The sequence below is a fragment of the Alteromonas sp. 07-89-2 genome (assembly GCF_013113925.1).
GTDB classification, from domain to species: domain Bacteria; phylum Pseudomonadota; class Gammaproteobacteria; order Enterobacterales; family Alteromonadaceae; genus Alteromonas; species Alteromonas macleodii.
On record NZ_VTYM01000002.1, the window covers coordinates 69,500 to 96,493 of the forward strand.

General features: G+C 43.9%; 23 protein-coding genes. 8 read left to right on the forward strand and 15 right to left on the reverse strand.

What is annotated here, in order from left to right:
• Positions 1–79 precede the first annotated feature (79 nt).
• Positions 80–541, reverse strand: a complete 462-nt coding sequence (locus F0261_RS01665) for a DUF962 domain-containing protein (protein ID WP_014979312.1) — start codon at positions 539–541, stop codon at positions 80–82.
• A gap of 60 nt (positions 542–601) precedes the next feature.
• On the reverse strand, positions 602–1,285 hold the full coding sequence (locus F0261_RS01670) for a PilZ domain-containing protein (RefSeq protein WP_014979311.1): 684 nt from the start codon (positions 1,283–1,285) through the stop codon (positions 602–604).
• A 192-nt stretch (positions 1,286–1,477) separates the two neighbouring features.
• On the opposite strand from F0261_RS01670, the gene F0261_RS01675 reads away from it, so the two are divergent.
• Positions 1,478–3,304, forward strand: a complete 1,827-nt coding sequence (locus F0261_RS01675; protein ID WP_171337054.1) for a M61 family metallopeptidase — start codon at positions 1,478–1,480, stop codon at positions 3,302–3,304.
• Positions 3,305–3,400: 96 nt separating this feature from the next.
• On the opposite strand, the gene F0261_RS01680 is transcribed toward F0261_RS01675, so the two are convergent.
• From F0261_RS01680 to yejK, 3 genes are all read right to left on the reverse strand, one after another.
• Positions 3,401–4,309, reverse strand: a complete 909-nt coding sequence (locus F0261_RS01680) for a M23 family metallopeptidase (RefSeq protein ID WP_171337055.1) — start codon at positions 4,307–4,309, stop codon at positions 3,401–3,403.
• A gap of 38 nt (positions 4,310–4,347) precedes the next feature.
• Complete coding sequence (locus F0261_RS01685; protein ID WP_171337056.1) at positions 4,348–5,223, reverse strand: 6-carboxytetrahydropterin synthase; 876 nt, start codon at positions 5,221–5,223, stop codon at positions 4,348–4,350.
• Between the two features lie 66 nt (positions 5,224–5,289).
• Positions 5,290–6,396: a nucleoid-associated protein YejK gene (gene yejK, locus F0261_RS01690; protein ID WP_014979307.1), complete on the reverse strand. Its 1,107-nt coding sequence runs from the start codon at positions 6,394–6,396 to the stop codon at positions 5,290–5,292.
• Between the two features lie 159 nt (positions 6,397–6,555).
• On the opposite strand from yejK, the gene F0261_RS01695 reads away from it, so the two are divergent.
• The 3 genes from F0261_RS01695 (at position 6,556) to F0261_RS01705 (ending at position 9,352) form a co-directional block, all read left to right on the forward strand.
• Positions 6,556–6,774 carry a DUF1414 domain-containing protein gene (locus F0261_RS01695; RefSeq protein WP_014949499.1) on the forward strand — a complete coding sequence of 73 codons (219 nt, stop codon included), beginning with the start codon at positions 6,556–6,558 and terminating at the stop codon, positions 6,772–6,774.
• 8 nt (positions 6,775–6,782) lie between these two features.
• A complete protein-coding gene (locus F0261_RS01700) occupies positions 6,783–8,309 on the forward strand; it encodes a DUF3413 domain-containing protein (protein ID WP_171337057.1) in 1,527 nt (508 codons plus the stop codon).
• 128 nt (positions 8,310–8,437) lie between these two features.
• A complete protein-coding gene (locus tag F0261_RS01705; RefSeq protein ID WP_171337058.1) occupies positions 8,438–9,352 on the forward strand; it encodes a redoxin in 915 nt (304 codons plus the stop codon).
• 29 nt (positions 9,353–9,381) lie between these two features.
• Here F0261_RS01705 and F0261_RS01710 read toward each other — a convergent pair whose 3' ends face one another.
• From F0261_RS01710 to F0261_RS01720, 3 genes are all read right to left on the reverse strand, one after another.
• Positions 9,382–10,227, reverse strand: coding sequence for a putative RNA methyltransferase (locus F0261_RS01710; protein ID WP_171337059.1), 846 nt, complete (start codon positions 10,225–10,227; stop codon positions 9,382–9,384).
• A gap of 136 nt (positions 10,228–10,363) precedes the next feature.
• Entirely contained in the window at positions 10,364–11,494 is a 1,131-nt protein-coding gene (locus F0261_RS01715; RefSeq protein ID WP_171337060.1) for an enoyl-CoA hydratase/isomerase family protein, read from the reverse strand.
• 59 nt (positions 11,495–11,553) lie between these two features.
• Positions 11,554–12,708, reverse strand: coding sequence for an acyl-CoA dehydrogenase family protein (locus F0261_RS01720; protein WP_171337061.1), 1,155 nt, complete (start codon positions 12,706–12,708; stop codon positions 11,554–11,556).
• 259 nt (positions 12,709–12,967) lie between these two features.
• On the opposite strand from F0261_RS01720, the gene F0261_RS01725 reads away from it, so the two are divergent.
• On the forward strand, positions 12,968–14,551 hold the full coding sequence (locus F0261_RS01725) for a response regulator (protein WP_080591995.1): 1,584 nt from the start codon (positions 12,968–12,970) through the stop codon (positions 14,549–14,551).
• A 145-nt stretch (positions 14,552–14,696) separates the two neighbouring features.
• Here F0261_RS01725 and F0261_RS01730 read toward each other — a convergent pair whose 3' ends face one another.
• The gene (locus F0261_RS01730; protein WP_014979300.1) at positions 14,697–15,572 is read right to left on the reverse strand and encodes an NAD(P)-dependent oxidoreductase; all 876 of its coding nucleotides are present in this window, start codon (positions 15,570–15,572) and stop codon (positions 14,697–14,699) included.
• Positions 15,573–15,660: 88 nt separating this feature from the next.
• Between F0261_RS01730 and F0261_RS01735 the strand changes: the two genes are divergently transcribed.
• Both F0261_RS01735 and F0261_RS01740 read left to right on the forward strand, forming a co-directional pair.
• Complete coding sequence (locus F0261_RS01735) at positions 15,661–16,146, forward strand: glutathione peroxidase (RefSeq protein ID WP_171337062.1); 486 nt, start codon at positions 15,661–15,663, stop codon at positions 16,144–16,146.
• Between the two features lie 174 nt (positions 16,147–16,320).
• On the forward strand, positions 16,321–17,361 hold the full coding sequence (locus F0261_RS01740) for a 2-hydroxyacid dehydrogenase (protein WP_014979298.1): 1,041 nt from the start codon (positions 16,321–16,323) through the stop codon (positions 17,359–17,361).
• A gap of 93 nt (positions 17,362–17,454) precedes the next feature.
• On the opposite strand, the gene F0261_RS01745 is transcribed toward F0261_RS01740, so the two are convergent.
• Both F0261_RS01745 and F0261_RS01750 read right to left on the reverse strand, forming a co-directional pair.
• Entirely contained in the window at positions 17,455–18,201 is a 747-nt protein-coding gene (locus F0261_RS01745) for a methyltransferase (RefSeq protein ID WP_014979297.1), read from the reverse strand.
• Positions 18,202–18,216: 15 nt separating this feature from the next.
• Positions 18,217–18,978 carry a Nif3-like dinuclear metal center hexameric protein gene (locus tag F0261_RS01750; protein ID WP_343212224.1) on the reverse strand — a complete coding sequence of 254 codons (762 nt, stop codon included), beginning with the start codon at positions 18,976–18,978 and terminating at the stop codon, positions 18,217–18,219.
• Between the two features lie 230 nt (positions 18,979–19,208).
• On the opposite strand from F0261_RS01750, the gene F0261_RS01755 reads away from it, so the two are divergent.
• Positions 19,209–19,556, forward strand: a complete 348-nt coding sequence (locus F0261_RS01755) for a hypothetical protein (RefSeq protein WP_171337063.1) — start codon at positions 19,209–19,211, stop codon at positions 19,554–19,556.
• Positions 19,557–19,731: 175 nt separating this feature from the next.
• Here F0261_RS01755 and F0261_RS01760 read toward each other — a convergent pair whose 3' ends face one another.
• From F0261_RS01760 to F0261_RS01775, 4 genes are all read right to left on the reverse strand, one after another.
• Positions 19,732–20,355, reverse strand: coding sequence for a TetR/AcrR family transcriptional regulator (locus tag F0261_RS01760; protein ID WP_014949468.1), 624 nt, complete (start codon positions 20,353–20,355; stop codon positions 19,732–19,734).
• A 101-nt stretch (positions 20,356–20,456) separates the two neighbouring features.
• Positions 20,457–21,503, reverse strand: coding sequence for a protease SohB (gene sohB / locus F0261_RS01765; RefSeq protein ID WP_039227763.1), 1,047 nt, complete (start codon positions 21,501–21,503; stop codon positions 20,457–20,459).
• Positions 21,504–21,623: 120 nt separating this feature from the next.
• Positions 21,624–24,146: an acylase gene (locus F0261_RS01770; protein WP_171337064.1), complete on the reverse strand. Its 2,523-nt coding sequence runs from the start codon at positions 24,144–24,146 to the stop codon at positions 21,624–21,626.
• 241 nt (positions 24,147–24,387) lie between these two features.
• On the reverse strand, positions 24,388–26,985 hold the full coding sequence (locus tag F0261_RS01775) for a VolA/Pla-1 family phospholipase (protein ID WP_171337065.1): 2,598 nt from the start codon (positions 26,983–26,985) through the stop codon (positions 24,388–24,390).
• Between the last annotated feature and the right edge of the window lie 9 nt (positions 26,986–26,994).

A 26,994-nucleotide genomic window follows, 5' to 3' on the forward strand; every position in this document is an offset into this window, starting at 1 on the left:
CGTGCCCCTTATGCTTCTTGTCGCAGGGCAAAATCTTGAAATTAGACATGTTTTGGCTATATCAATTCGCTGATTAAGCTCAGTAACTGATATTCATTCTTTTCAGCCAGTGCACCCACCACCAGGCTGGGCCAACCAGCAAGAAGCGCAAATCGTCAAAAAACGAAGGCTTTTTACCCTCGATATGATGGCCAATAAACTGCAAAATCCACATAACGACAAATAGTACAAGGGAAAATAACCATACTGAGATACTGAAGTGGTCTAGGGTATTAATTGCACCGAAACACAGTATAGTTAAGAGGGTCATTGCAGCCCCTATCGGGCCAGACAACATAAAATAATAATACAATACGGGAACCGCTATGATGTGCGCCCATGTGATATCAAACTGCGCTATCACATCGGGTACCGGCAAACTCCAAAGCAAACCTATCGTTACGAAATAGATGCTGGGTACGGCAATAGCATGGATGATAACGTTGGTCTTGTTTTGGTGGCTTTCACCGTACTCCATTAACAGTCGCTCAATACTTCTCATGTAGATCCCCTTAGCCTGTTATTTTGATTATTATCTAAAGAGCACCCAACTATTGTTTTCCTACGTTAACAATGTGTGTCGGGACAACAGCGTTTTTATCAATTTTTCTTCACAGGTAAAGGCGAGCCCATAAAAAACCACATCACTATCAAGCTTATGATTTTTAACTTTTGCAGTAAGCGCTACTTCTTTACCGTCTAACGAATAGTTTAGCTTAACCTCAGCTTCATCAAGCATTACCGGCCAATTTGGCTTGACCTGTAACACTACTTTGCACCCTTTTTCACTTAAATCTATGATGATCCCCGTTACGTTTTCGTCACTGGGATAAACGTCAGCTTCTAACGTTACTGAAACGCCAAGTTGAGCACGCTTTACAGCGCGAAGCCCTATACTTTCAATACGTTTCGGAAAGGTCGTAATAAGTAAGCCTGATGGCTTGGAAAGCAATTTGAGTACTTTCACTTTAAACGCAATAACCTGGCCAGTGTCACCCTCAAGCACAGAACGCACCACGATTTCGTTGCCAACAGTCAGTGCATCCCTAACGGTAATCCACTTCGCCGATGTTGGAATATGAAAAAGCAAACATTCATCAATAAGCATGCCTATGTAATCAGTCTTTACACGCTTTGGCGCTGCAGGCATAGCAATTTGTAAATCTACTGTATCGCCGGGTACCAACGTACGCAACGATTCCAAATTATCTTCGCTTAGTAAATTGCTTTGTATTTTTTCAGCCATTTGTATTTGTTATTGCTGGATTTAATGTCATTTAACTCAATGTACGCATCAAACAAAAACTTATCAATACTACGATTGAAAACCATGTTCAATAAACGTAAAAATTGCCCCTTAGTAGCAGGCAATCTATTGGGATTAACTCAATAGGTTGATATAGTTGAGGGATAGTTTTGCTTATCTTTTCGGACGTTTATGACCTCTGCTCTTCGCTATACGTTAACTATTTCCAATTGGCGTGCCCATCAATTTACTGTCGCGCTGCAAATACCTGAGCATTCTGGCTCATCAATTGAGCTTAGCCTTCCAAGCTGGATCCCGGGAAGCTACATGGTACGCGATTTTGCAAAAAGCATTATCGAGCTAACTGCAAACACTTCTGAAGGTCATAGTACTGAAAATGTTGGCGATAGAAGCGTTTATAGCCTTTCGGTAACTAAGCTCGATAAACAAACTTGGCGTGTAGACACAGATGGAAAACCATGTACGGTCGTTTACTCGGTTTATGCCAACGACTTATCTATTCGCTCTGCTTTTATGAACGACCAATATGCGTTTATAAATGGAACCAGTGCGTTTTTAAACGTTTCCGGCTTTGAGAATGTGCCGTGTGAGGTGGACATTGAGCTTAACGACAGCGATTCTGCAACCTCGAATTGGAAGGCTTATACGTCAATGCCTTCTCGTTGTGAAAGCACAAGCCCGTCTCGGTGGCACTTCGTTGAAAAAAATTACGATGAGCTCATTGATCATCCCATTTATGTAGGCATTGCAGACACTCACAGCTTTGAGGTTGACGGCATTACGTTTACGTTACTTTTCTCAGGTAATAACAATATTGATTATGAGCGCATAGCAAATGACTTAACGCCAATTTGCAAGCACCACCTAGATTTGTTTGGTGCTCCACAACCTATTAATAACTACCTGTTTATGACGCTGCTTGCCGACAATGGGTTCGGCGGTTTAGAGCATAAGTATTCTACTGCCCTTCTTTACCCTCGCTTCGACCTTCCTCAAGTTGGTGAAAGTGAGAAAAAAACCGACAGCTACATCACGTTCTTAAGTCTGTGCAGCCATGAATTTTTCCACACATGGCATGTTAAGCGCATTAAACCTAGCGCAATGGTGAAACCAGACTTATCTCAGGAAACATACACGAATCAGCTGTGGATTTATGAAGGCTTTACCAGTTTCTATGATGACGTCACCCTTGCTAGAGCCGGCGTTATTGAACCACAGAAATACCTCGATATTGTTGCGCAAAATGTCAGTCGACTTTTGCAAAACGCAGGTCGCTTTAAACAAAGTGCAGCAGAAAGTAGCTTCGACGCATGGACAAAGTTTTATAAGCAAGACGCAAGCGCTACTAACAATATTGTCAGTTATTACACAAAGGGTGGCATTATAGCCCTTGGGTTAGATTTACTCCTTCGTAAGCAGTCAAACGAAGAGGTGAATTTAGATACCTTGATGCAGTTATTGTGGAAACACTATGGCGTGGATGAAAAAGGTACGCCTGATGACGTGATCCAAAATCTATGTACAACACATTTTGGCATTGATGTTTCAGAATACTTAAATCGCGTGGTGTATGGCACAGACGATGTAGAATTGGCTTCGTTAGTATCTGGAATGGGCGTTAACTATGCGGTTCGTGCTCGCGTGTCAGGTGAAGATAAAGGCGGCGCCTCCTCGCTGCCTGCTATTAAAAATCAGCTTGGCGCCACGTTAAAGCAAGCTACCTTCGGACTTACGGTAATGCAGGTATTTGAGGGTCTTGCCGCAATGAAGGCAGGTGTTCTTTTAAACGACGTCATCATTGCGTTAAACGGCCACATTGTTAATGCCCAGAAGCTTCAGCGCCTATTAGATAATGCCCACACGTCGAAGGTAGAGTTAACGCTTATTCGAGACGGGCGGCTTCTAACCCTGCCTCTTGAGGTAAGTGAGGCAAGAAACGAAATGGCTTATTTTGAAATCACTGATGAAGAAAAGCTCAATCAGTGGCTGGGGAAATAACACCGCCCAGTAGCGTAAAAACTAAAAAGGCGCTTTGAGTGTTTATCTGAAAGCGCCTTCTTCTTTATAACTGTTAAAACTAAATCAAATTAATGGTTACTCTTCGGGAGACCCCGAAATGATAGTCTGTGGGTCTAAACGAGTGTTGCCCAAATTAATACGCCAATCCAGATGCGGCCCTGTAGAGCGCCCTGTTGAACCTATCGTTCCAATCTGCTCGCCTTGCTTGACGGTTTCACCCACTTCTACCGTTATAGTATCCATATGAAGAAACGTTGAAAACACGCGCATGCCGTGGTCGAGAATCAAGGTGTTACCCGAATAATAGAGATCATCAGCCATTGTTACCACACCATCAACTGGGGCATACACAGGCGTGCCCGTTTCATTGGCGATGTCCAAACCATAATGCGGCCATTTCGGCACACCATTTAGAATGCGCTGACTACCGTAAACACCGGAAAGCACGCCTTTCGCAGGCCATTCAAACCGGGTGAATAATGCATCTAAATCAGTATTACCGCTTCGGGCGTTGGCTACGTTGATATTGTCTTTTTTAATACGCGCCGTCACTTCTGCTGGCGGAGAAACCATTTTTTGCTCTAGCCCGTCAATTCGCTGAATGTTGTATTCGCGTTTTTCAAGGGTAATGTCTCGCTGCCACTTTTGGCCGTTGTCTAATTTTACAACCAACGTTTGCTGCAGTGGCGCTTCCCGTTCAAAGCCAACAACAAATTTTCCGTCTTTGTTGGTTTGAACAGTTTCGCCATTAAGCGTTACTTTGGCCCCAGCGGGAGCTTGCCCGCGCAGTAAGGCACCTTGCGTAAACTTACCGTTCAACACAACGTTTACTTGCTCTTGACTAGATAACGCTTCGTTTTGGCCGTTTAACTCTACATCTGCATAAGCAAATGACATAGAGGCAACTGTGCTAATTGTCACAACACAACTCATTACACGAGATACTGCGCTATGCAATGCGTTTCTTGAAAGCGTGAATGCCATAGTTGTTTCCTTTCCCTATAACGAGCTGTGGTCGAATGTTAACCCTTTACTGTGGCGCCTTTACCTACGCCCTCATAAGCGATAACTTGGCAAACGCCATCAGGCGTGCGTTTCTTCTGCTCTTCAAGCAGATACTGAGCCAAACACTCAACTGTTGAGTCGGTTTCGATGACTTCACAATCTGACTTAGGAATTAATAGTTCAAAATAGCCCTGTGACGACTCGTAAGCAAAACAGTAGTAATCCACTTCATTTGAAACGTGACCTTTAAGCTTTCTGTCGCTGTACGCTATTTCGTCTTCACGGGTGGCTATATAGATGTCGGCCCAACGGTCAGCCCAATACTGCTGACTTTCAACACACACTTTGCCGTCAAGGATAATATCGATTCGCGAACGGTGACCGTGCGCTATACGCTGACAATTACCGTCGTGCTTTTTAAGCCCGTGGGTATAGTGATAATACGGAGAATTAATGACTTCCTCACGTAAATGCAGCGTAATGTTTTCAACGTTTTCTGGAAGATGAGTCGCCAACACTTCTTTTAAGTAAACGCCAACAGATTCCATGTTTATCTCATCAGAATAAACAAATGCATAAGCTTCAGCGGGGCAATGTAGCATGATGCTACGACCATCAATGCAGGTGAAGCGCGCTTCTACCTGTTCAGAATCGTCGTCGTGAATAACCTCTGAACCACTGTATTCAGCAGGTACAAGCAACTTGTGATCAACATATTCGTCGATTAGTCGCTTTAAGTTCTTTTTCACATGACCAAAGTCTTGAACCATGCTCTCTTCGTTGAGCTCACCGTCCAAAATCACATCGACAATCCAGCTTTCCCCTACCATGCCGCGTTTTGGGCAAAGGTAAGAGAAGTCCATCACTGTCAAATCATTTACAAATAATTGCATAACACCCTTGAATCGAGTTTATATTCTACTAACTAGTATACGTTTTTTATCTTTGCTTCGCAGCGACTAGTCCATTGAAGATTGGCGATTAAGCTGATCTTTTAAGTTAGGTGGAATTCCACGGATCGTTAGCGTATCCGTAGCCGGGTCGTAAAACACCCGATCGCCCATTAATTTGCGTTCGAAGCTAAGCGATATACCACCGCCCTGACCGGTAAATTTAGCAAGTTGTTTCAGCGCTGCAGGGTCTGGCTGAATTTCTTTTTCAAGCGGTACTTCCATAGACTGTGTGAACGCAGAAAAGTTACTGCTAGTTTCTTCATTTTGTGGAAGTCGGTTCGCCAGTTCATCTACCGATAAACTCTCGCCAGCATCAATCTTTTCTTTAAAGTATGATTTAACTTCTTCTCTATGCTGGTGCTGCTCTTGCGGGTCTAGTGACTCACTGGCTAGGTAGGCATCAACTGTAGAAATCAATTGTTTATTTTGCTGTTTAACATCAACCAGCTCTTCGCAGCCTACAAACTGCATAAAGAAGTCTGATACCTTACGTCCCATTCTACCTTTAATAAAACTAACGTAACGCTGCTGTTCTGGCTGAATATCCCACTGAGTTAAATCGAACCGCACAGCGAGCTGCATTTTTGCTAAATCCAAGTGTTCACGCGCGGAAAGGTCTAAAGAGTTTGTCACTTCAACGTGCGAGCGGGTATTTAACAATGCAATCATCAAATACTGTGTGGCCAAATACTCATACTGGCAGAAAATAAGAAAGCCGGTCTCAACCGTACCCGTTTCTGCCAAAGTGCGAACTAAGCGATTGGTCGCTGATACCGAAAACGCATGGAATGCATCTTCAACGTTATCCCCCGCCGCTTTTTGAATATCCATGTATTGCTTAAGGCCTTCCGCGAACTCTGCTACGTTCTCGGTGCTTTTTTGCGTAGTCGCTTCGCCTTCTTCGTTTTCCACTTTTGCTTCACGGGTAACTTCCGTCACGAAGTGGCCAACCCCTTTTCCAGGTTTAGCATTGAAACTGTGGTTTATTTGATGGGCAAGAAGCTCGATTTCCGGAGTGACAGCTAAGCAGTTGTCACGTGGAATTGCTTCAATTTTCTCTTCTTTGTTTACAATCAAACGATGTACAACAAAGTGATGAATCAGTGCACTCATAGAGTATCGGGTGTCCTGTTGCTTAAAAAGTGTCAGAAATATCCAAAGAATTGCGGGATTTTAGAATGAATGATTGTACTCACTCAAACAACGATTATAATCATTTTACGTGTAAAACCATTCTTTTTATCAAAGAAATCATAAAAAAGAGGCGTAGCAATGCCCCAACAGAGCCGCTATAGCAACGACGAATTCGAAACGCTAATGAATAACGTTATTCTAACCCTTGAAGAAGGCGGTGCAAACCGCGATCTTTCACTTATGGTGTTAGGAAATGTCATTACGCACATTTTAAATACTCAGGTAGCCCCTGAAAATCGCGAAGCCATGGCAACGCAGTTTGCCGACGTACTCAAGAAAAGCGTTAAAAATAGCTAAGGGATTGCATGATACTTGCCGAATCACCTCGTCGCCAGCGTGTTACTAAACTGGTAAATTGGGGGCATTGGTTTGCCTTGGCGAACATTATCATCGCCATAGTTATTGCCTCGATTTTTGTTTTCTCATCACCTATGCCTGGCACAGGTGTCGGCACCTTGTATCTTCTAGCCAACTGGTTCGGTCATATTGGTTTTATGACCTTTTTTGGCTTTGTTATTTTTATCCTCCCTCTTTGCTACTTGGTTAACAACCCCAGAGTCATAAAGGTCAGCGCGTCTATTATTGCAGCTGTGGGGCTAGCGCTCTTGGCTTTCGATGCGTTGCTATTTAATCGCACAGGCTTCCATATAAGCTTTCACGCCGCGGATTTACTGCGCAGTGAAGCTCAGTCAACAATGGCGATAGAAAGCTGGCAACAGTGGGCATTTTTATTTCTTCTGTTTATCGTTTGGCTTGGCTTCCAGCTGGTCTTAGCCAATGCAATCTGGAAACGTGTTGAACGCTTCACTCGCCATAAAGTGGGCATCCCTGTTACTACATTTTTTGTCAGCTGTTTTGTTACCAGTCACGCTATACACGTGTGGGCTGATGCCAAGTTGTATCAACCTATCATCAAGCAGGACAACATGTTTCCGCTTTCTTATCCTGCGACTGCTAAAACGACGATGTCGCGTTATGGCTTGCTTGACTTAGCGGCTTATGAAGAAAGAAAACAACTTCAGTTCAACCCTGATATTCACAATATTACTTACCCAGCCGAGCCGGTTTATTGTTCTATTGAAACTAATAGAAACTTAACCGTGGTTGTCCAGACCGATAACGAACAGGCGGTGGACTTAAGTAACATTAAGCGCAACACCTTAAACAAAGTAGCCAATTACTATTCGACGGCCAGCAGCATAGAAGGCTTAATGACTACTACGCTATTTGGTGTTCCCGAAATATACCAAGACGCTTTATCTCAAAAGCGCCCGGTGTTATTAGCACTTCCATTGGGGTCTGGCATGCCGGTCTCTATTCACAGCGATGAAGCGTTGCCGTTACCTCAATTAGCGGGATATTTGCAACCACTGAGCAACAATCATGATGGTTTGCATATTGCGTTTTTGAAGAGTGCTGATATCGAAAGCTATGTGAAAAACACGTTAGCGCGCAAACACGATGTCATTGTTGCAACTGGCTTTGGTAGCAAAAGTGGCAAAGGCACCCTGTACAGTACCCTTAAACTGAATGCTAGCTTAGCCAGCACGGAAGATTTAGCGCCTACTATTTTAGGCGCATTGGGATGCAACGCCCCTGCTACGTTTTATTCTACTGGCCAAAGCTTACTTTCTCCTTCAAGACCATGGCTAGTTAGCACCTCTGGTGAACGCATTGTTGTGTTCCATGACAATAAGCGAACTGACGTACTTAGTAACGGCAGCTATGAAATAAGCGACATGGCGACCGGCAAGCGCAGCAAAGAAGCGCTAAATGTCGATTTATTAAGTCAGGCTATTAAACACCTATCACGATTCTCAACACAGAATTAAAAAACAGCGGCAAACGAAAAAACGTTTGCCGCGCTTTGCTTAGGTGTAGTATATAAACGGATTTATCTGGTTACGCGTAACATATAAAAGAGCGTAACTCTCTAAATATTAATATGAAAAGGATTTTCATGATTAAACTGACCCCCATAAAATTGCAGTTATTTTTTAGCTTATTTTGCCTACCATGCTTTGAAGGTTCTGCTGACATCGACCCAAATAATTGGATTGAGTGGTACAAAGTTGAAGCGCAACTACCTTACTCTTCATCACTTACACTCTATCCTCCTGTGCACCTGTACGTTGATGGCGATACGGTGAAAGGAACACTGGCATCTCCCTATTCTTTTGATAGCGCAGATAACAACCCGGCAAATAAGTTTTTAGTGGCGGTTACCGACACCAAGGGAACAACGCATTTTCTTATCCCCAAGATGACATCGGTAGGTTTTGAAAACGAGACGGGGATTAGTATTGCTAATCTGTATTCTGAGAATTTTGAAAACGGCCAGGTCATCGTTCAGTTGTATAGAGTTAACTCAATTGAGAATCGTACAAATCTTCAACAGTTACATGACAATAATGAAGAGCGAAACAAAGGTATCACTACCGCTTTGGCAAAAATGCATTTGGACGCTCCAATAATTGGAGAGATTTGGAGCTTCTCCGCTACCACATCTAACGACAAAACACTCAACGATGTCATTGAGACTTCGACTACGACCATCGTCCAACTATATAGCCCTTTCTGTGGCTTCTGTAAGCAGTCCATTCCGCTAGTCAATCGTTTAAACAATGATAAGGGTATAAAAGTAGTTGGATTATCAGGCACGGACAATATAGCCGAATTTCAGCAGCATTTGATTACTAATGAGGTTGAATACCCCTTTATCATCTTTGAAGGAAAATACAGTGAATCTGCACTATTGCGAGCTACCGGTCAGAACGGGTTCCCTACCTACATTGTTTTAAACGGCAAAAAACAAGTACAGACTATACTTGTAGGAAGTCCCGCTTTAAAGGAGTGGCTGTCTACCCATCGGTAGAATCGATGGGTAATCCATTATAGACATTACTACGGTGTTTTTTGCCAAAGCTGAATGTGGAAGTCTGCGGTTACGCTTTTCAACGTTTCAACAATCCCGTCGATTTTACCCTGAGGAAGTTTCCAGTAAAACGGCGTCATTTTGATAAGTGCCAGCGCGTGTTCTTTACTCTCGAATTGAATGGGAAAGGAAAAACATTCGTTATAAAGCCGTTTAAAACCTTGCCGTTCCTCTTCGCTTATTTCATGACGTCTCGGGTTGTCGTAAACCTGCTGCTTAAGCTCAAACAGGTGTTCAGGCGCAGGATCGACCGTCACTAAAAGGCCGTTGTTTTTAAGAGCCCTCACATATTCTTCATTACTCCCAGGTGCGAAAACCTGCATCATCACGTCTTGCGAGTTACCGCTTAGGGGTAAATCGAAACTGCTAGCAACAACGAACTGTGCTTGTTTGTACGCTTTAGCTGCCAGCTCTACTGCGATTTTGGCGATATCGCTACCTGCTCCTTCAACCTTTAAGCCACTCGCCGAAAGTCCTTGTACCATCGCATCCAAGTAACTCCCCTCACCACAACCCGCGTCATAAACCTTTATGGCATTCTTTGATGCTTCTTCATTGGTTGCCGTTTCATTTAGTATCTTTTCCACCAGCGCCACTAATTTATCTTTCAACGGCTTATAGGCATTTAATTGATGGAATTCCCTTCTGGCTCTCACCATTGCTTTGTCGTCACCCGGAAGTTTCGATTTTTTAAATTGAACAGGCAAAAGGTTAACGTAACCAGACTTCGCTTTATCGAAGGTATGGTTGTTTTCGCAGCGAATAGGCGTTGTATGTAATGAGATAGGGAGTTTACAAAGTGGGCAGTGCCACATGACAGGTTCTTTTTACTGAGAATTTGCCGTAAAGGATATCAAACCCGACACCTTTACGGCAATAAGCGTAACAACATCACACGCCGAGTTAACATTAATACTGGGCGCTTTTGTGCTTATTTGGAGAACTTTTACACTACAGCTTTGCCAATGGATGTTGCTCTTCAGCCCATGGAGAAGTGAAGAAATGTGCTATTGCGCTTTGCGGCACTTCATCTACTGTTTTGTATTTCCACTGTGGTGACATATCTTTATCAATCAAAAGCGCTCTTACACCCTCTTGGAACTCACCACTTTCTCCACATCGACAGGACATATCAGCTTCCATTCTAAAACAGTCAGCCAACGCCATATTCGCACCTTTCTTACATTGCTCGAACACCAAATGCATAGTGATAGGAGAACCTTTGGCTAAAGTGCTTTGCGCTCTCTGTAACCACTTATTCTCACTCATGTCTGCGTTAAGAATGGCATGAACTACGTCGGTAACATTGTCAGCCGAACACAAGTCATTAATAAGTGCCATATTCGGCTCAACGTTGCCATTGGGAAGTTCTTCAGGCATTTTCATTGTCTCGATAATGTGCGAAACACTAGAAGCCAAACTTTCGCTGTCGGTCTTTTCCCACGTGTATTCTACAAGGGTATTAAGCAAAGTGTCTTTTTCGGTACTCGCCAGCAAACTGTCTGCAAGCCCTACAAAGCAAGCATCGGAGCCATTCATTTGGCCGCCTGTTAAACCTAGGAAGAGACCAGCTTTACCTGGTAAGCGAGGTAGAAAATAGCTTCCGCCTACGTCCGGGTACAAACCTATCGTAATTTCCGGCATAGCAAGACGAGAGGTTTCGGTTACTATTCGATGGCTTGCACCGCATAGAAGCCCCATGCCACCGCCCATAACAATTCCACTGCCCCATACAACAATGGGCTTACTGTAATTGTGAATAGTATAATCTAGCGTGTACTCAGTTTCGAAAAATGTTTCTAAGAAAGCTGGAATTTGCCCATTAGCTTCCACCATCGATTTGTACATAGACACTATGTCACCACCGGCGCAAAATGCCTTCTCGCCAGCAGCATCGATCACAACAGCTACGATATCGTTGCGAGACTGCCATCGCTGAAGCGCGTCAAGCATGATGCCAGCCATTTCCAAATCCAATGCATTTAATGCCTTTGGCTTGTTAAGCGTTAAACGGCCTATTGTGTAGTCGTTGCTAGACGTCTTGATTTCATCAACAATGACTACCGATTCCACATCTGTCATTTTCACTCCTTCCCATAGTCCATTAAATCGTGCCCGAATTAGTTCGTTAGCGAAGTGTACTACAGTACACTTCTCTCATCTGACAGCAAACGTCTACCAATGATAACGCGCATAATTTCGTTGGTGCCTTCCAATATTTGATGTACGCGAACATCTCTGAAGTGACGCTCCAACGGATATTCTTTGATATAACCGTACCCGCCGTGTAGCTGAAGGGCATCGTTACATACATTGAAGCCAACATCTGTCGCGAACCTTTTCGCCATAGCGCAATAGGTGGTTTTGTCTGGGTCGTTATTATCCAGCTTACAAGCCGCCATACGTACCATTTGTCTCGCTGCGACAAGTTCAGTAGCCATATCAGCTAATTTAAACTGTAATGCCTGGAAACCTGCAATAGGTTTACCAAACTGCTCGCGTTCATTCATGTAGTCACGCGCAACGTTTAGCGCCTGCTGTGCAGTTCCTACCGAGCAAGTTGCAATATTAATTCGGCCGCCATCAAGCCCTTGCATGGCCATTTTAAAGCCTTGTCCTTCCTCGCCAAGTAACCAAGTAGCATCTAATTTCACGTTATCGAACGTGATCATACGAGTGGGCTGTGCATTCCACCCCATTTTTTCTTCGGCTTTACCGTACTCAATCCCGTCGGCATTAGCCGGAACCGCGAATGCAGATACGCCCTTAGGACCATCTTCCCCTGTACGCGCCATTACAACAAGAACATCCGTACTGCCAGCACCAGAGATAAACACCTTAGACCCGTTAAGGACATACCCACCGTCAGCTTTCGTCGCCTTTGTTTTTAGCGACGCTGCATCAGAACCAGCGCCAGGCTCGGTTAGGCAATATGATGCCAGCTTGTCACCGGTTACCAGTTGGTCACACCACATATCTTTAACTTCACTGGTGCCCCAAGTGGCAATCATCCACGTTGCCATGTTATGTATGGTTAACATAGCTGTAGTCGTGGTACATCCCATTGAAAGCTGCTCGAAGATTATGGAGGAATCGAGTCTAGATAAACCCAGCCCACCTGCACTTTCAGGCGCATACAATCCACAGAAGCCTAATTCACCCGCTTTCTTTATTGCTTCTACTGGGAAGTGATGTTCTCTATCCCACATAGCGGCATTAGGTGCTAGCTCTTGCTGAGCGAATTGACGGGCGGTGTCTTCAAAGGCTAACTGGTCATCGGTTAATTCAAAATTCATTAGGCATACCCTCAATTGATTTGCTTTTGAACTACAATAACCAATACTTACCCCTTACGTAAACGTAAAGGTAAATTATTATTTAAAAACATTGAGGGTTAACGTAAATATTTTGTGACGAGAAATGCTATTTCTTTATAGATTCCAGCACGAAGCCGAAAAAAGTTATCCTTTTTAATAATGCACTTTTATCTCGCCGCTGATAAGCTAGGTTGATGTAAGTAAACCTTGTTTGGTCGCCGTGGAATTCAGAATAGCTATAGTAGAAGACAATGCTACTGCTCGGACTGCGCTTCGAGGACATTTAATGTCAATTGCTAACTTATCGGTAAGTAGCTTTGCATCTGGTGTAGAACTGAAAGCGGCACTTAAAAAGCAAAACTTTGAACTCCTGTTAATGGACTATCACCTAGGTCAAGGCAAAACAGGCGTGGAATGGATCCAGAGTTTAAGAGAGGCAGGCTTTATAAGACCTAGCACAGGCATTATTTTTTTAACGTCTGATCGCTCACCGCAAATTATTGGCCGTATAATGGATTTACAGCCTGACGTTTTGCTTATTAAGCCATACACCATTGCTTCACTAACCCGCCAAATTAACCATTACTTAAGTTATCGAGACTTTGTTAAAAATGTATTGCACGCGCTGGATAACAAACAACTTGACCGAGCAATTAGTGTCGTTAGAGCTAAGATCACCGAAGGCATTCCTCCTCGGCTTGTTGCTGAAATTAGAAAGCTTTATGCGCGTCTTCTTTTCGAGAATGGTGATTTACAACGAGCGTTGAGTATCTATGACGACGTGTTAACCCGCTCTGACAAAGTCCTTTGGGCACAATGGGGAAAAGTAAAGTGCCAGTACGCTTCGGGTCAATGGCCACATTGCAAAAGCCATTTGAGCCAAATGGTTAACTCTAGCTTGGCACGCGACAAGGCATTTGAATGGCTTGCATCCATATCATTTGAACAAGATTCCTACGATCAAGTAGAAAAATACTTAAGTGAAATTAAGTTTAGTGAATTAAGCCTACCGGCTGCAAAGTTAAAAACCATTGCCTATCAAAAGCAAGACAAGGTTGTAGAAGCCATCGATCTCTTACAGAAGAAACGGGCTATGCATCGCAGTGCAAAAGATAGGTTCAATGACTTTACGTTTGAGCTCGCTGAGTTTTATTTGCTTCTTGCAGAAGAGTCGCCTGAAACCAATAGAAAAGAGAGCTTGTCTCAGGCTAGAAAATTAGTAGGCATTGCCGGAAGAAGTCAGGGCGACCCACAGACTTTACAAAAAAGAGACTACCTTCTGGCTTTCTCGGCTGTGCTGGACGGCGACTTAGAAAAAGCGGCACATTTGCTTGAAAGCGACTACGTCGACAACTACCTTCGTACTGAGCCGTCTATCCTCGTTATTGCCGCAAAAGTACATCACGGTCTTGGAGACGAACGCAAAGCTGGCGAGTTACTCTTGATGGCTAAGCACAAAAACGCGGAGTTACAAGCTATTTCAGAACAGGTTATGAATGACGAGCTGATTTTTTCGGGTGGAGAAAGGTTAGGTTTAAATCACGAACAGGCCATTTCTATAAACGAGGCCGGCACACAACTCTTCATCGAAGGCTTATTTAACAAGGCAATGAGGCATTTTTATGATGCTTTCCAACTCTCACCTGATACCGCAGCGTTTGGCTTAAACCTTCTTCAGTGCATGATTGAGTCAGACACAGGTGTTTACCGAAAATTTAACGTCAGACAGCTACTCGACAAGATAATGTCACTCCCCTTGAATGACGTTAACAAGGCCCGTTTGGAACAGCTTACTCTATCTGCTCAAGAACAGGCGCTGTAATGTTTAATTAGCAAATGACTAAAGCAACATCCATAACCTGCGTTATGGATAACAACGCACCGCTTCCAGAACGCCACTGTTTTTCGTTGCTTATTACATCTTATTGTAAACCAGCGGGCCTTTTATTCTTGTTAGTCTGTTAGCGTTATTTTAGTCGGGTAAGTAAACTCGATGTATCCCAACGGCCGCCACCAAGCTTTTGAACATCTGCATAATATTGATCAACAAGTGCCGTAAGCGCCAAAGTCGAACCGTTCTTACGCGCTTCATCCAATGCAATGCTTAAGTCTTTACGCATCCAATCAACAGCAAAACCAAAATCAAAGCTGTTATTTAGCATAGTGCTGGCTCTATTTTCCATTTGCCACGACTGAGCTGCGCCTTTGCTAATAACATCGACGACCGCATTACAATCAAGCCCAGCACGCTGGCCAAAATGCAATGCTTCAGCCAAGCCTTGTACGATGCCGGCAATACAAATCTGATTCATCATTTTTGCTAGTTGACCGCTGCCACTCTTACCAAGTAGCTGACTGTGTCGTGCATAATGTGCCATTACCGGCTCAACCGTGCTGTATACGTCTTCATCGCCGCCCACCATAATGGTCAGCTGCCCGTTCTCAGCCCCTGCTTGGCCACCAGAAACCGGTGCATCCAAGAAGCCAACTTGCTTATCTTGGCAGCTTTTATATAGTTCTCTGGCAATATCTGCTGATGCAGTCGTATGATCGACCAGCACACTGCCCGTCTTCATCACTGCTAACGCCTGTGTGCCCACATCTCTTACATCATTGTCGTTACCCACACACATAAATACGATGTCAGCGCCTTCACACGCCTGCGCAACGGTATTGTTAGCACTGACTTTAGCGTCGCCAGTGTTATAGGTTGTTAGCCAATCCTGTGCCTTTTGAGAGGTACGATTATAAACAGTGACCGAATAGCCAGCTTTGCTCAAGTGCCCTGCCATAGGATAGCCCATTACACCCAAGCCCAAAAAACTCACTTTCAAATTACTCATACAAAATATACTCTAGATACTTAACAAAGATGGTTGGATTACCTAAGAGTAACAGACTTAACAACAACAAAAATATAGGAAAATAATTTTGGCGCTCTATGAACACGCTATTACGTTGAACAACGGTGCACAAACTACCCTTGAACGATACAAGGGTAAGGTATTACTTATTGTTAATACGGCAAGCAAATGTGGCTTTACTCCTCAATATGAAGGACTAGAGTCGCTCTATAAAAAGTACAACGATAAGGGCTTTGAAATTTTAGGATTTCCCTGCGATCAGTTCGGACATCAAGAGCCAGGTAGCGACGAAGATATTGCGCAATTTTGTAGCCTTAATTTTGGCGTTTCATTCCCATTATTTAAGAAGACAAATGTTAATGGTCCAGATGCCAATCCGCTCTTTAAGGAATTGAAAAACGAAGCCCCCGGTCTTCTTGGCACAAAACGTATAAAATGGAACTTCACTAAGTTCTTAGTTAATGCTCAAGGCAAGGTGCTAAAACGTTATGCGCCTACTGTAAAACCAGAAGCCATTGAGAAAGACATCGCTAAGCTTTTATCAGCGAATTAATACGCTTTGCAGTTTAGATAGCCGCCGGCATGGCGGCAGTGAACGAGCGTTATGAAATATACCTAATGCGTTAGTGCTCAATACATCTCGCTAGATTTATTGATCTACATCTACGTAGTTTGAATGTGAATGTGGTAAATTTTTGCCGTCTAAGTGACTTAACTGGGTACTAAAATGAATACCTCTGCACGTAAAAAAGCGCACGATAACCTCAGCGACCAACAACACAAAAACATCGCTTTTTTTAGTACTCGCTCTTATGAACACGCTCTGTTCTCTGAATTGCTGGAAACATTAAACGGTGCTAGTGACAAACCCATCAATGCCACATTTTTTGAACACCCACTGAACGCTTCAACCGCAGCGAGTTGCAGTGGATTCAGCGATGTTGTTGTGTTTGTAAATGACGACATTAATAGTAAAACAATTGAAGTTCTAAAACACTGTGGCGTTAAACATATCGCGCTTCGCTGCGCTGGCTTCAATAATGTTGATGTGGATGCAGCAGCGAAGGCAGGTATCACCGTAAGCCGCGTACCCGCTTATAGCCCTGAAACTGTAGCTGAACATACAATTGCGCTAATCCTTACGTTGAACCGAAAAACACATAAAGCATACAACCGAGTACGCGAAGGAAACTTCAATCTTGGAGGATTGATGGGCTTTACGCTTCACGGTAAAACCGTAGGGGTAATTGGCACAGGAAAGATTGGGCAAGCGGTTATTCGCATACTATTGGGATTTGGATGTCATGTGCTTTGCTTCGATCCGAATCCAAACACTCATGTAACCACAATGGGAGCCCATTATGTAACGTTAAATGAACTACTTGAAAAAAGCGTTATTGTTACCCTGCACTGCCCGCTCGACGAACAGAGTCATCACATAATCAATGCGAAGAGTATTGATAAAATGCCTCAAGGCGTCATGCTAATTAATACGTCAAGAGGCGGGCTTGTCGATGACAATGCCATCATTAAAGGGCTTAAGTCGAAAAAAATTGGATATTTAGGTCTAGATGTCTACGAAAGAGAATCAGAACTGTTTTTTAACGATCATTCACAAGACATAATTCAGGATGATATTTTTCAGCGCTTAACTACGTTTCCGAACGTTTTAATAACGGGCCACCAAGGGTTCTTCACGCTCGAAGCCTTAGAGGAAATCGCAAAAATCACGGTCAATAATATTATGACGGGTGAGAACGCGCTCTAAGGCGTCACTACAACTATTTACGTATTAGCGCGCTCATAACCCTATGTAGTCCGCCACGTAAATATCCAACAAACTCTTTTTTACTGGCTTTTTCTATTTCTCTTTTTCTAGAATCAGCTGAAAATATTTTCCTAACCAAAGGTAAGGCGCTTGCCTATGATACTGCCGCTCTAGCGCAAGTAAGTCATCAAATTTGCTGCTTTGATGGGTTATATCTCGCATGTAATCATGGAAACAACGAATGCCTGCTTTTTCGATAATTTTGAAGCCCAATGATTCACAATGTTCAACCACGCGGGTTGCACTTAACGGCTGTTTTGGATTCAGTCTAACTTGCTTCTTAGCTTTCATCCCTTTCGCGATGTAATCAAAATTGCCGTAGATAGCATTGGCAAACAAATTCGCATCTTGGTTGAAAAAGCTTAGGCTTAAACGGGACCCTGGCTTCATGTTCTTATACATAAAATCGATAGCATCAAAGGGCGCATCCAGCCACTCTAAAACCGCATGGCAAATCACTAAATCAAAACTGTCTAAATCCTCAATCTGCTGCAGATATTGATGCCTAATTGTAATATTTGGTGCATCTGCAAGCAGCGTCCCAGCTTGTTTAAGTACATCCTTCGACGCATCAGTTAACACAACAGAATGCCCTTTAGAAGCAATATGCGCTGTCATAACACCTGTACCCCCGCCTATTTCAATAGCGCGAACAGGCGTGGTTAAATAAGGCTCGAGAACATCACACAATAAGGTGTGCCTGAGCTTTCCCTTAGTAGTGCCATATATATTGCTTGAGAATTTTTCTGCAATACCATCGAAGATACGATCGTTATTCATATACTACAGTCATCGCTAAGCAGGATTGTCAATATCAATAAACTCGACAGGCACGTCGAATTGCTGCCCAATATGCTCTCCTAAGGATTTCACACCGTAGCGTTCAGTAGCATGATGACCAGCAGCAAAAAAGGTAATCCCCATTTCTCTCGCTGTGTGTACAGTTTGTTCCGACACTTCTCCGGTAATAAATGCATCAACGCCCAGTTCAACCGCTTGTTCGATGAACCCTTGTCCACCTCCCGTGCACCAAGCAAGCTTAGATATAGGTTTTGATACAGGCCCCTCAATCAGCACGTCTCTCCCTAGCAACTTCTGTAATTTAACCTGTAACGCTGCCCCTTCAATTTCTTCTTCAAAACTTCCGTGCATAACAACGCCAACAGGCTTCACACCGCTCACCGCACTTATATTTTGAATGCCTAATAGCGATGCAAGTTGTCGGTTGTTGCCAAATTCAGGGTGTACATCCAGTGGAAGGTGATAAGCAAACAAATTGATATTATTTAACAGTAGCGCTTGAAGGCGGCGCTTTTTCATGCCCGCAATCACTTGTGACTCACCTTTCCAAAAATAACCATGGTGAACAATTAGCGCATCTGCCTTAGCTTCTATGGCGGCATCAACGAGTGCTTGTGACGCAGTTACACCGGTTACTATCTTCTCAATTTTACTTGCGCCCTCTACCTGTAATCCATTGGGGCAATAATCACTGATCTCGCTAACCCTTAACATTCCATCAAGATAATTTTGTAGTTCTAGGCGGGTAATAGACACAAGTCCTCCGGTTGAAAGTTAGACAAATTGTTCAAAAAACGTTATAAAAAGACGCGAACGTTTAGCATTATACCTGTAATTAGACAATTATGAGTGGTGAGTAGATCCAATTTTAGTTTTGCGACACTTGCTGGCTTGGTCGTTACGCTGGGTGAGTTTTTCTCAGCGTTATAGCAATTACATACGTCGCATAACGTTCGTCATCTTAACAAAATAAAGAGCAAAAAAGCATGGCAAACTTAGACAAAGACGAAGTGGTAGCAGCATTTACCGAAGCTTATAAAAAGGCGAACGGCAAAGCACCATCTATTGAGAGCAAAAGTGGTTGGTACAGTGTAGATGGCGGTAAGAACGTCCGTTTAGCACAGCTTCAAGAGATGACAGCGTCGTTAGCTTCTGGCTCTTCTGGCGGCACGAGTAAAAGCGAAGAGAAAAAAGCGCCAAAGAAAGAGGCAAAAGCCGCAGCGAAACCAGCGAAGAAAAAGGCACCTTCATCCAAAAAGTCAGGATTTTCGGTAAAGGATTTCTGGGCAGAAAAGCTCAATGCAGAGGCGCCTGGCGCAACCCTTCCTCGATAATTTTGCATAACATGATTTAATATCTAGTTTAGCTACTGGTGTAAAAACGCAATAAATGTCGCATACCGTAAGTGTCGTTGAGGCACTTATGTTATGTGACCCATTCACTATTTATTATGAAATAACAATAGCTTACCACTCTTTCTCAACTGAATATTTAACGAGGGCGCTTGAATTATTTGCCTGCTAGCCCTTGGGCTACGAATGGAACTAGGTGCTGGATAACTTCTTTTATATCGACATGCTTGTGAAAGTCAGACTCAGCTATTTCCGTTAGCGCTTGGCTCGACGCCATTGAAAATACAAAACTTCCCATCGCAAAATGCAAGCGCCAGAATAGTTCTTCCTCAGGTAGATCAGGAAGACAACGTCTTATAGCGTCGACAAGTGCACGGATACAATCACCGTAATCATTCATTAAGAACTTACGCAAATGCCCCTGAGTTTCGTTGTACCCACGTCCTAGCAACTTAACAAACGTTGAAGTACCCTGCTCTGAAATGGTGTTGAGGTTAAGCATAGGAGGGATCAACGAATACAAGAGTTGCTCAACGCCCTTCGCACCTTCCATAGGTGTCAAAGACGCCAAGCAAGACTCTACCTGCGGCATTAGATGATCAAAGTACCTTTTAAACACGGCTTGAATTAAATTCTTCTTGCTGCCGAAGTGATAGTTCACCGACGCCAAATTCACTTCTGCTCTGGCAGTAATCTCGCGCATGGATGTTTGAGTAAACCCGCTTTGAGAAAATAAGTATTCTGCCGCATCTAATATATCGGTTTTAGTATGCCGTGCCATATTCTTTTTATTATCTTTTTGTAGGTTAAAAATTTAACGTATGTCTGTGTTAACAATAGTTTTATCGGTCCTGAATTATCAACACAGACAAATTTTCGCTATTAAAACCAGTGACGCGCTTTGCTCATTGATTTCATAAACACGCGCTCAACAACATTTGCTGCAGACATCCCCAATTTCTCTGCTACATTTTTCTTCACAGCATACTTAACACTAAATATTTCGCGTGCGGGATAATGAGAAAGAATGTAGTCATCTGAGGTTGTGATGTCGTCAATTAAGCCAAGCGACTTAGCTTTAATACCTGGCCAATACTCGCCTGTGGCGACTTTATCGATGTCCATATCTGGACGCTGGCTTTGAACGAAGTCTTTGAACAGTACATGAATCTCTTCAATTTCTTCTTTAAATTTTGCGCGGCCTTCATCGTTGTTCTCACCAAATACGGTTAGAGTACGCTTGAATTCACCAGCGGTGTGTTGTTCAAACTCAATATCATTTTTCTTCAATAGTTTATTGAAGTTAGGCAACTGAGCTAAAACGCCTATGCTGCCAATGTAAGCAAATTGAGACGCCAGTAATTTGTCTGCAACACAAGCCATCATGTAACCACCGCTTGCCGCCACTTTATCTACCGCAATCGTTAGTTTAAGGCCCTTTTCCTTGATACGCTGAAGTTGAGACGCTGCAAGTCCATAGCCGTGTACAACACCCCCACCACTTTCAAGTCGAACCAAGACTTCGTCTTCTTTATTCGCTACACATAAGATAGCGGTAATTTCTTCTCGTAAGTGTTCCACTTCATTGGCGTCCATCGAACCTTTAAAGTCGATGACATAAAGACGGGACTTCTCAGACTCTTCGCCCTGTTCTGTGATTTTGGCTTTGTTTTTTGCTTTGTTTTTAGCTTTCGCTTCTTTTTTCTGTTCCTTGGCTAATTTCTTTAACGCATTTTTATCTAGCAGAACCTGTTTCGCATAATTTGTAATGTCTTTCAACTGCTCAGAAATAGACACGATCTCAAGTTGCCCTTTCCCATGCTTTTGCTTACTCGCTAAGCCAACAATGGTAGATACAACCACAATAAAAGCGATAACTAGCGTTACTGCCTTGGCAACAAACAAACCGTACTCGTACAAAAACTCCAAACTTTACTCCTAGTAAAATAAAACGGGTAAGCGTCGTTGTTTACCCACAACGTAAATAGCGGCCTTGCTTTGTGAAAAGCAACGCCGCTTTGCTAATTACGTTATAATACCAGTCTCATCTTATTCTGACGATAGGGTAACTTGCTCTATCTTGTTAGCCTCTATTTCCTCGTCAGTAAAGAAGATATCTCTTAGCGTAGGCTGCGTAGAATAAAGCTGAGTTTGGTCTAAGAAGTGTTCACTGCCATACTTGCGAGATTGTGAGTAGGTCAGAATACCCCTTCCCTTGGGGCCTTCATCAGTGAAGTTAATAACCATAGCCCAACTGGTGCCATAGTTAATATGGTAGCCTTCAGCTTCTGCACTCATTATGGTGTTACTATTCACAGGCTCGTAGTTATGACGTGGAAGCAACGTACCGTTCCTGTTGCTTATAACGTCAAACACGTTAAAGCCACCTTCAATATTGTGTGCACCAGCCCATGGTAGTTTGATACCAGACGCCGTGCCATCTGGCAGGCTTCGCTCAACAAACTGAACCTCCCCTAGCGGCGCGTCAAATGCGACACCAGCTTGCTCAATAACTTGAGTTGCTCTTGCCAATTGTTCAAGAGTAACGTCATTTTGCATCAAGCCAGAAGGCGTAGTGACTGGTGATTCTAGTGAAAACGGCGTCTCCCACTGTGGCGCTTGGTTAAACTGGAATGCAAACTCTCTAAACACGTGTGCACCAGTACTTGTAAGGTTCATGGTGCCATCCCAATCCTCCAACGCAGCACAGGCTTGTGAAACATCAACGCTAGTTCCGTCTACATCTACAGGTGTTGAACCTTGCGCGGCGCATAGCGAAAGCAATGAAGGCAAAATATTCTCTGCTAAATAACTTCTGTTATTAAACAGTAAGCCTTCCACTTCGTCTGGCGTAAAGGTTCCGTCACTTCCCGCTTCGTTTTCAATAAACTGTTGACCCATTCTTGAGCGTAGTGTTTGTTGATATTCCACGCTACCAAATAGCGGATTGCTTACAACAATTGGTGAGTTTAAATTCGTTAACCAATAGCTGTCGTTCGAGTTTTGAACTGAATCCGTGCCCTCGTACTTAGGCGCTTCTTCGTATGGAACGGGTCCTTCGAAATCAAACTGCGAAATGTTACCCGGTAATACGGTAAAGCCAGCAGCTGCTTTAGTTTGAATAAGTAACGGGTTAGTCGTTAGTTGCTCAATTGCGGTTTCGGTTAGATTCGGCACGGTTGAATCGTCAATGTAGAAGACTTGACCATCATCAGAGGCAGCCATTGTATTATTGAAAATAACACCGTCGTAATCTTTAAACGCCTGCTTAAACTCGTCCATGGATGTCGCCATATTCATGGCAAGCCAATGGTCTACGATATCGAAGTTAGGCAGGTTTGCGTCTTTTATGGCAAAGGCATTACTACCATTCCAATCAAAGTTACCAGGCACTTCAATCATTGGACCGTAGTTGGTGTAATACGCGGTCTTATTAAGCTTAATGGTTTGCCCTCCACCCACTGCGACATCAATTTGAAGTGGCTTTTCATAGATGGTGCGTCTGTTGCCATCAACCATATGGGTAAGGCCAGATTCATCATTTTCGTCGAGGGTCAGCTGATACACAACAAAATGTTCAGCCGTCGAGAAGGTGTGTGTCCATGCAACGTTTTCGTTAAATCCGATATTTACTGCACCAGGCAATCCCATCAACGAGCCACCTGTTACATTCAAGTGTCCGGGTACTTGAGCATGGAAATTCCAAAAGCGTAGGTTTCCTGTGTGAGGAAAATGCGGATTGCCTAAAACCATACCTTTGCCATTGGTCGTTTTATCGCTGCCTAACCCCCAACCGTTAGAGCCCATTTCTTGAGGATTTTTTTCAGGCAGACCTACCGTTGGTGAAATCTTAAATGTAGAAGCAACGTCACTTGAGGACGCAGCTGGAGTAGGTAGATAACTCTCACCTTCAGGCGCTGCAATAAACATAGGTCCTAAGAAATTAGCGGCCCCAGGTAATAGCGCCACGCCTAATGAGTAGGTTAATAGATCCACACTATCAATTTCAGTGACCCATGGTTGGCCAGCACAGCTTTGATCTTGTTCTTCTACAGGAGTTTCAGCTAAGTACTGGTTGTATCCAGCAGTGTAGCCTTGAAACATTGCACGTGAATTAGCAGACAACCGAGGTAAGTTCTCTTCTGCTAACTCTCTAATACCTAGCGTAAGAAAACCGAAATCGTTAATAAGGTGCTCTGAATCACCGCTACCAGGTACAGTATCTGGACCAAAATACTTAGCTCTCTCAGAGTTATACTTAACAATCTGGTCGGCCAATACGCAAAGGTTATCGCGTGCAAACGCATAACCCACACCGTAAGCCATACTTTCTAGGTTATCGGCTTTCACATGCGGAACGCCATAGGTGGTCCAGGTAACATCCGCGGACAGTGTACCGTCAGGAGAAAATGCTGGAATTGGTGCTGGTGTTGGTTCGGGTGTCGTAGGCGTTGTGGGCGCTGGTTGTTCTACGTTAGAAAAGTCGTTATCGTTATCGCCGCACGCACCGAGAAGTGCAGTGAGTGATAACGCAATAAGCGTCCGTTTAGCGTTAAAGGTGTTGTCAATCATCTCAAATGTTCCCTAATGATAAATGAAAAAGGTCAACCACTCTTACCGCACGCGTCTTCAAAGCGGTGTTAATTACAGCAAAAGTAAAACTGATCCGACCTGAATTCACACTACATTAACAAATGAAAACATTCAAACAACATTATAATTTTTCTACAAAAAAGCCGGCAATAACGCCGGCTTTTTTTTCTATAAAATGTAAGCAGTTGTAACGCTGCCCATTGGAGCAAACTACCCTTGGCTAGTTCGCTACAACACTTTCATCAGAAATTGGCAGTACAAGTGCGTCAGACGCAATATAACCCGCCACTTCTTTTTGCATTTCCGTTGTTACCGCTGCGCTCGCCGCTGGGCTTAAGCTAGAAGCATGAGCACCACTATTGAACTGTACAATTCCGCTAATTGGATCTGTACCAGGACCTTGCGTGGTTGTCACTTGCTCTAAGCCAATGGTCGCTGCCAGAGGAAGCTGACCTGACAATGGTAACGCTGTTGAAATTGGAATAACTTGATCCGGAAGGTTCGCGTCGCTGCCATCACCCACTACCGTCATCATATGAACTGGCGTATTGCTACCCAGTGTCTGAGCGTAGTTAGTAGGGTCACCAGCGTCCATCACCGTTTGTGCAGCGAATGCAAATTCAGCAAATACAGCATTCACTTCTGCAGCCTGCTCAGCAGTAAGATTTTCTTCAAAAATCGCTACCGCTGCGCGAAGTTGTTCTTCGCTCACATCAGTGGTTTCATACAGTTGATTTAGCAAGGCAACAAACTCTTCAGAAGCCTGAGACAGCAACAGACCTTTGATAAGAGGACCAAACGCGGCTGACTCAATTAGGAACTGAGCAACACCGCCCCCTGGAGACTCAAGAGAAGCTTGCTTGACAGCAAACATGCCATCAAGTGCTGCTAAATCGCCACCCATCGACGTGTTTGCCACTGAAGCAAAATTCCCACCAGTGATAGCGCCTAGAGACACACCCATAATCGATACACGTGACATATCAAACTTAACATTTTGCGCTGCTGTGGTATCGACAACTGCGTTTAGTCCTAAACGTAGACCAAGTAAATCTGACACGCTTTGGCGTAGATTGTCGCGAGCCGTAGGCAAGCTGGCAAGGTTCATATAGTGAGTTGCGCTAACCGTAGTCGCATTCAGTTCATCTGTACCGTCGCCATTAAGGTCAAAACCGCGGCTACCGTGTAATGGTTGGTCGATTGCTACTGACGCAATACCTGCTAGAGACAGAGTACCTGTGATGGCAAGCATATCTTCTTTTTGGCTGGTAATGCCGTGCGCTAGAATAACCACTGGCCAACCGGCTTCAGGCATGCTGATAGGAAAACCTAAAGCACCTGCAATTGCTGGGTCAGGAATAGTAACCTGAACGTCTAACGTTTCTTTACCCATGTTTCCGCCAGTAGGCTGTGGATATGGGTTGAATTTAGTAATGTTTCTTGCGCTATCTAACATTTCGCCGTTAATACGAACGTCAGCAAGGCCTAGTGAAGAACACATTGCTGCATTAGGACCTGGCTCTGCGTCTGCAAGTAATTCTTGAGGAGCACCAGCTAAAACAATTCCGCTGTCACAAGCTGCCTTCCAGAAATCATTAACTGGAGCAAGTGGGTTCTCTGCACTTGGAACACCCAAGAAATAAGGCAATGCAATATTACCTTCATAACGTTGAGCTGCACAGAATGGTCCGGCTTGCGCTAAAATGCCCGTAGAAACACCAACAGCAAATTCATTTAGCGCCCCCCACTGCGCAGCAAGTTGACCTGACGCCGTACCCGCAAGTCCTGCACAAGTTTCTAACAAGCTGAAATCAGTAGCGTCAATCGCTGCTTGAATGTTATCAGGTTGACCTTGTTTACCCAGCTCTACTGCGCCAGCTACAACAGTAGCGTTTACAAGACCAAGTGCTTCCATGACATTAGGCGCTGCAGATACATCGCTTACCGTGATTGCAGGTAGTGCGGTTGGAGCAGACGGGTCTCCGCCAGCAGCCAGTTGTGCAAAACGGCTAATCATGACCTTCTTGATGGTATCAAGCGAGTTGGCAATAGACTGTGTGGTGAAAGCTGATACGTAAGTGATGTCTTCACGGTCGAAACCCGCACCAAGTACTGGATTAACTAACGAATTAACTAAGCCTTGTAATTGAAGCTGTGCTGCACTTGATAGAGGATTAGTGTCGATGTCTTGTCTTACTGAGTCCCACGTAGTTGAGCCCTGAACCGACTTGCCAGAAGAGTCTTTCAAATCAGTGGTCATTACTAACATGTAGCCCTGAGCTGCTTTTAGCGGCTTAAGAGGGACAAAAGTGATTGTGTTACTATCAGCAAGGCTGAGTACGTAATCAACACCAAAGGTAAGTTGATCGCCAAGCTTACAACCCGCAGAAGGTGTTGTAACCTGCGCACAGTCAGGATCACTTTGGTCAAGACCTAACGTTGCTTCAAAAAGCAACACGCCAGAAGATAATGTACTTGCATCAAGCGATGCGCCGGCAGGTGTTTCTACATTAATTACAAACGGGTGTTGAGTTGACCAACCGTCTAACACGTTGAGTGCATTTTGCGGGTCAGCAAAATCTGTAGGGTCATCGACCGGAATATTCAGTGTGTAATCAAAGAAACCATCATCGCCTGGAAGCATCAGAAGGTCGTTTGGAATGTTTAAGTTCCCATTAGCTGGGTCAAAAACGATTCGTGAAAATGGTGTTTGGACTTCTGTTTCGGCCTGAATGTCGGAAAGGGTTTCATCGGAGCCACCACAGCCTGCTAGACCCAGCGCAAGGGCCACACTGGAACTTAATACGAGTTTTCTCATCTCTACTCC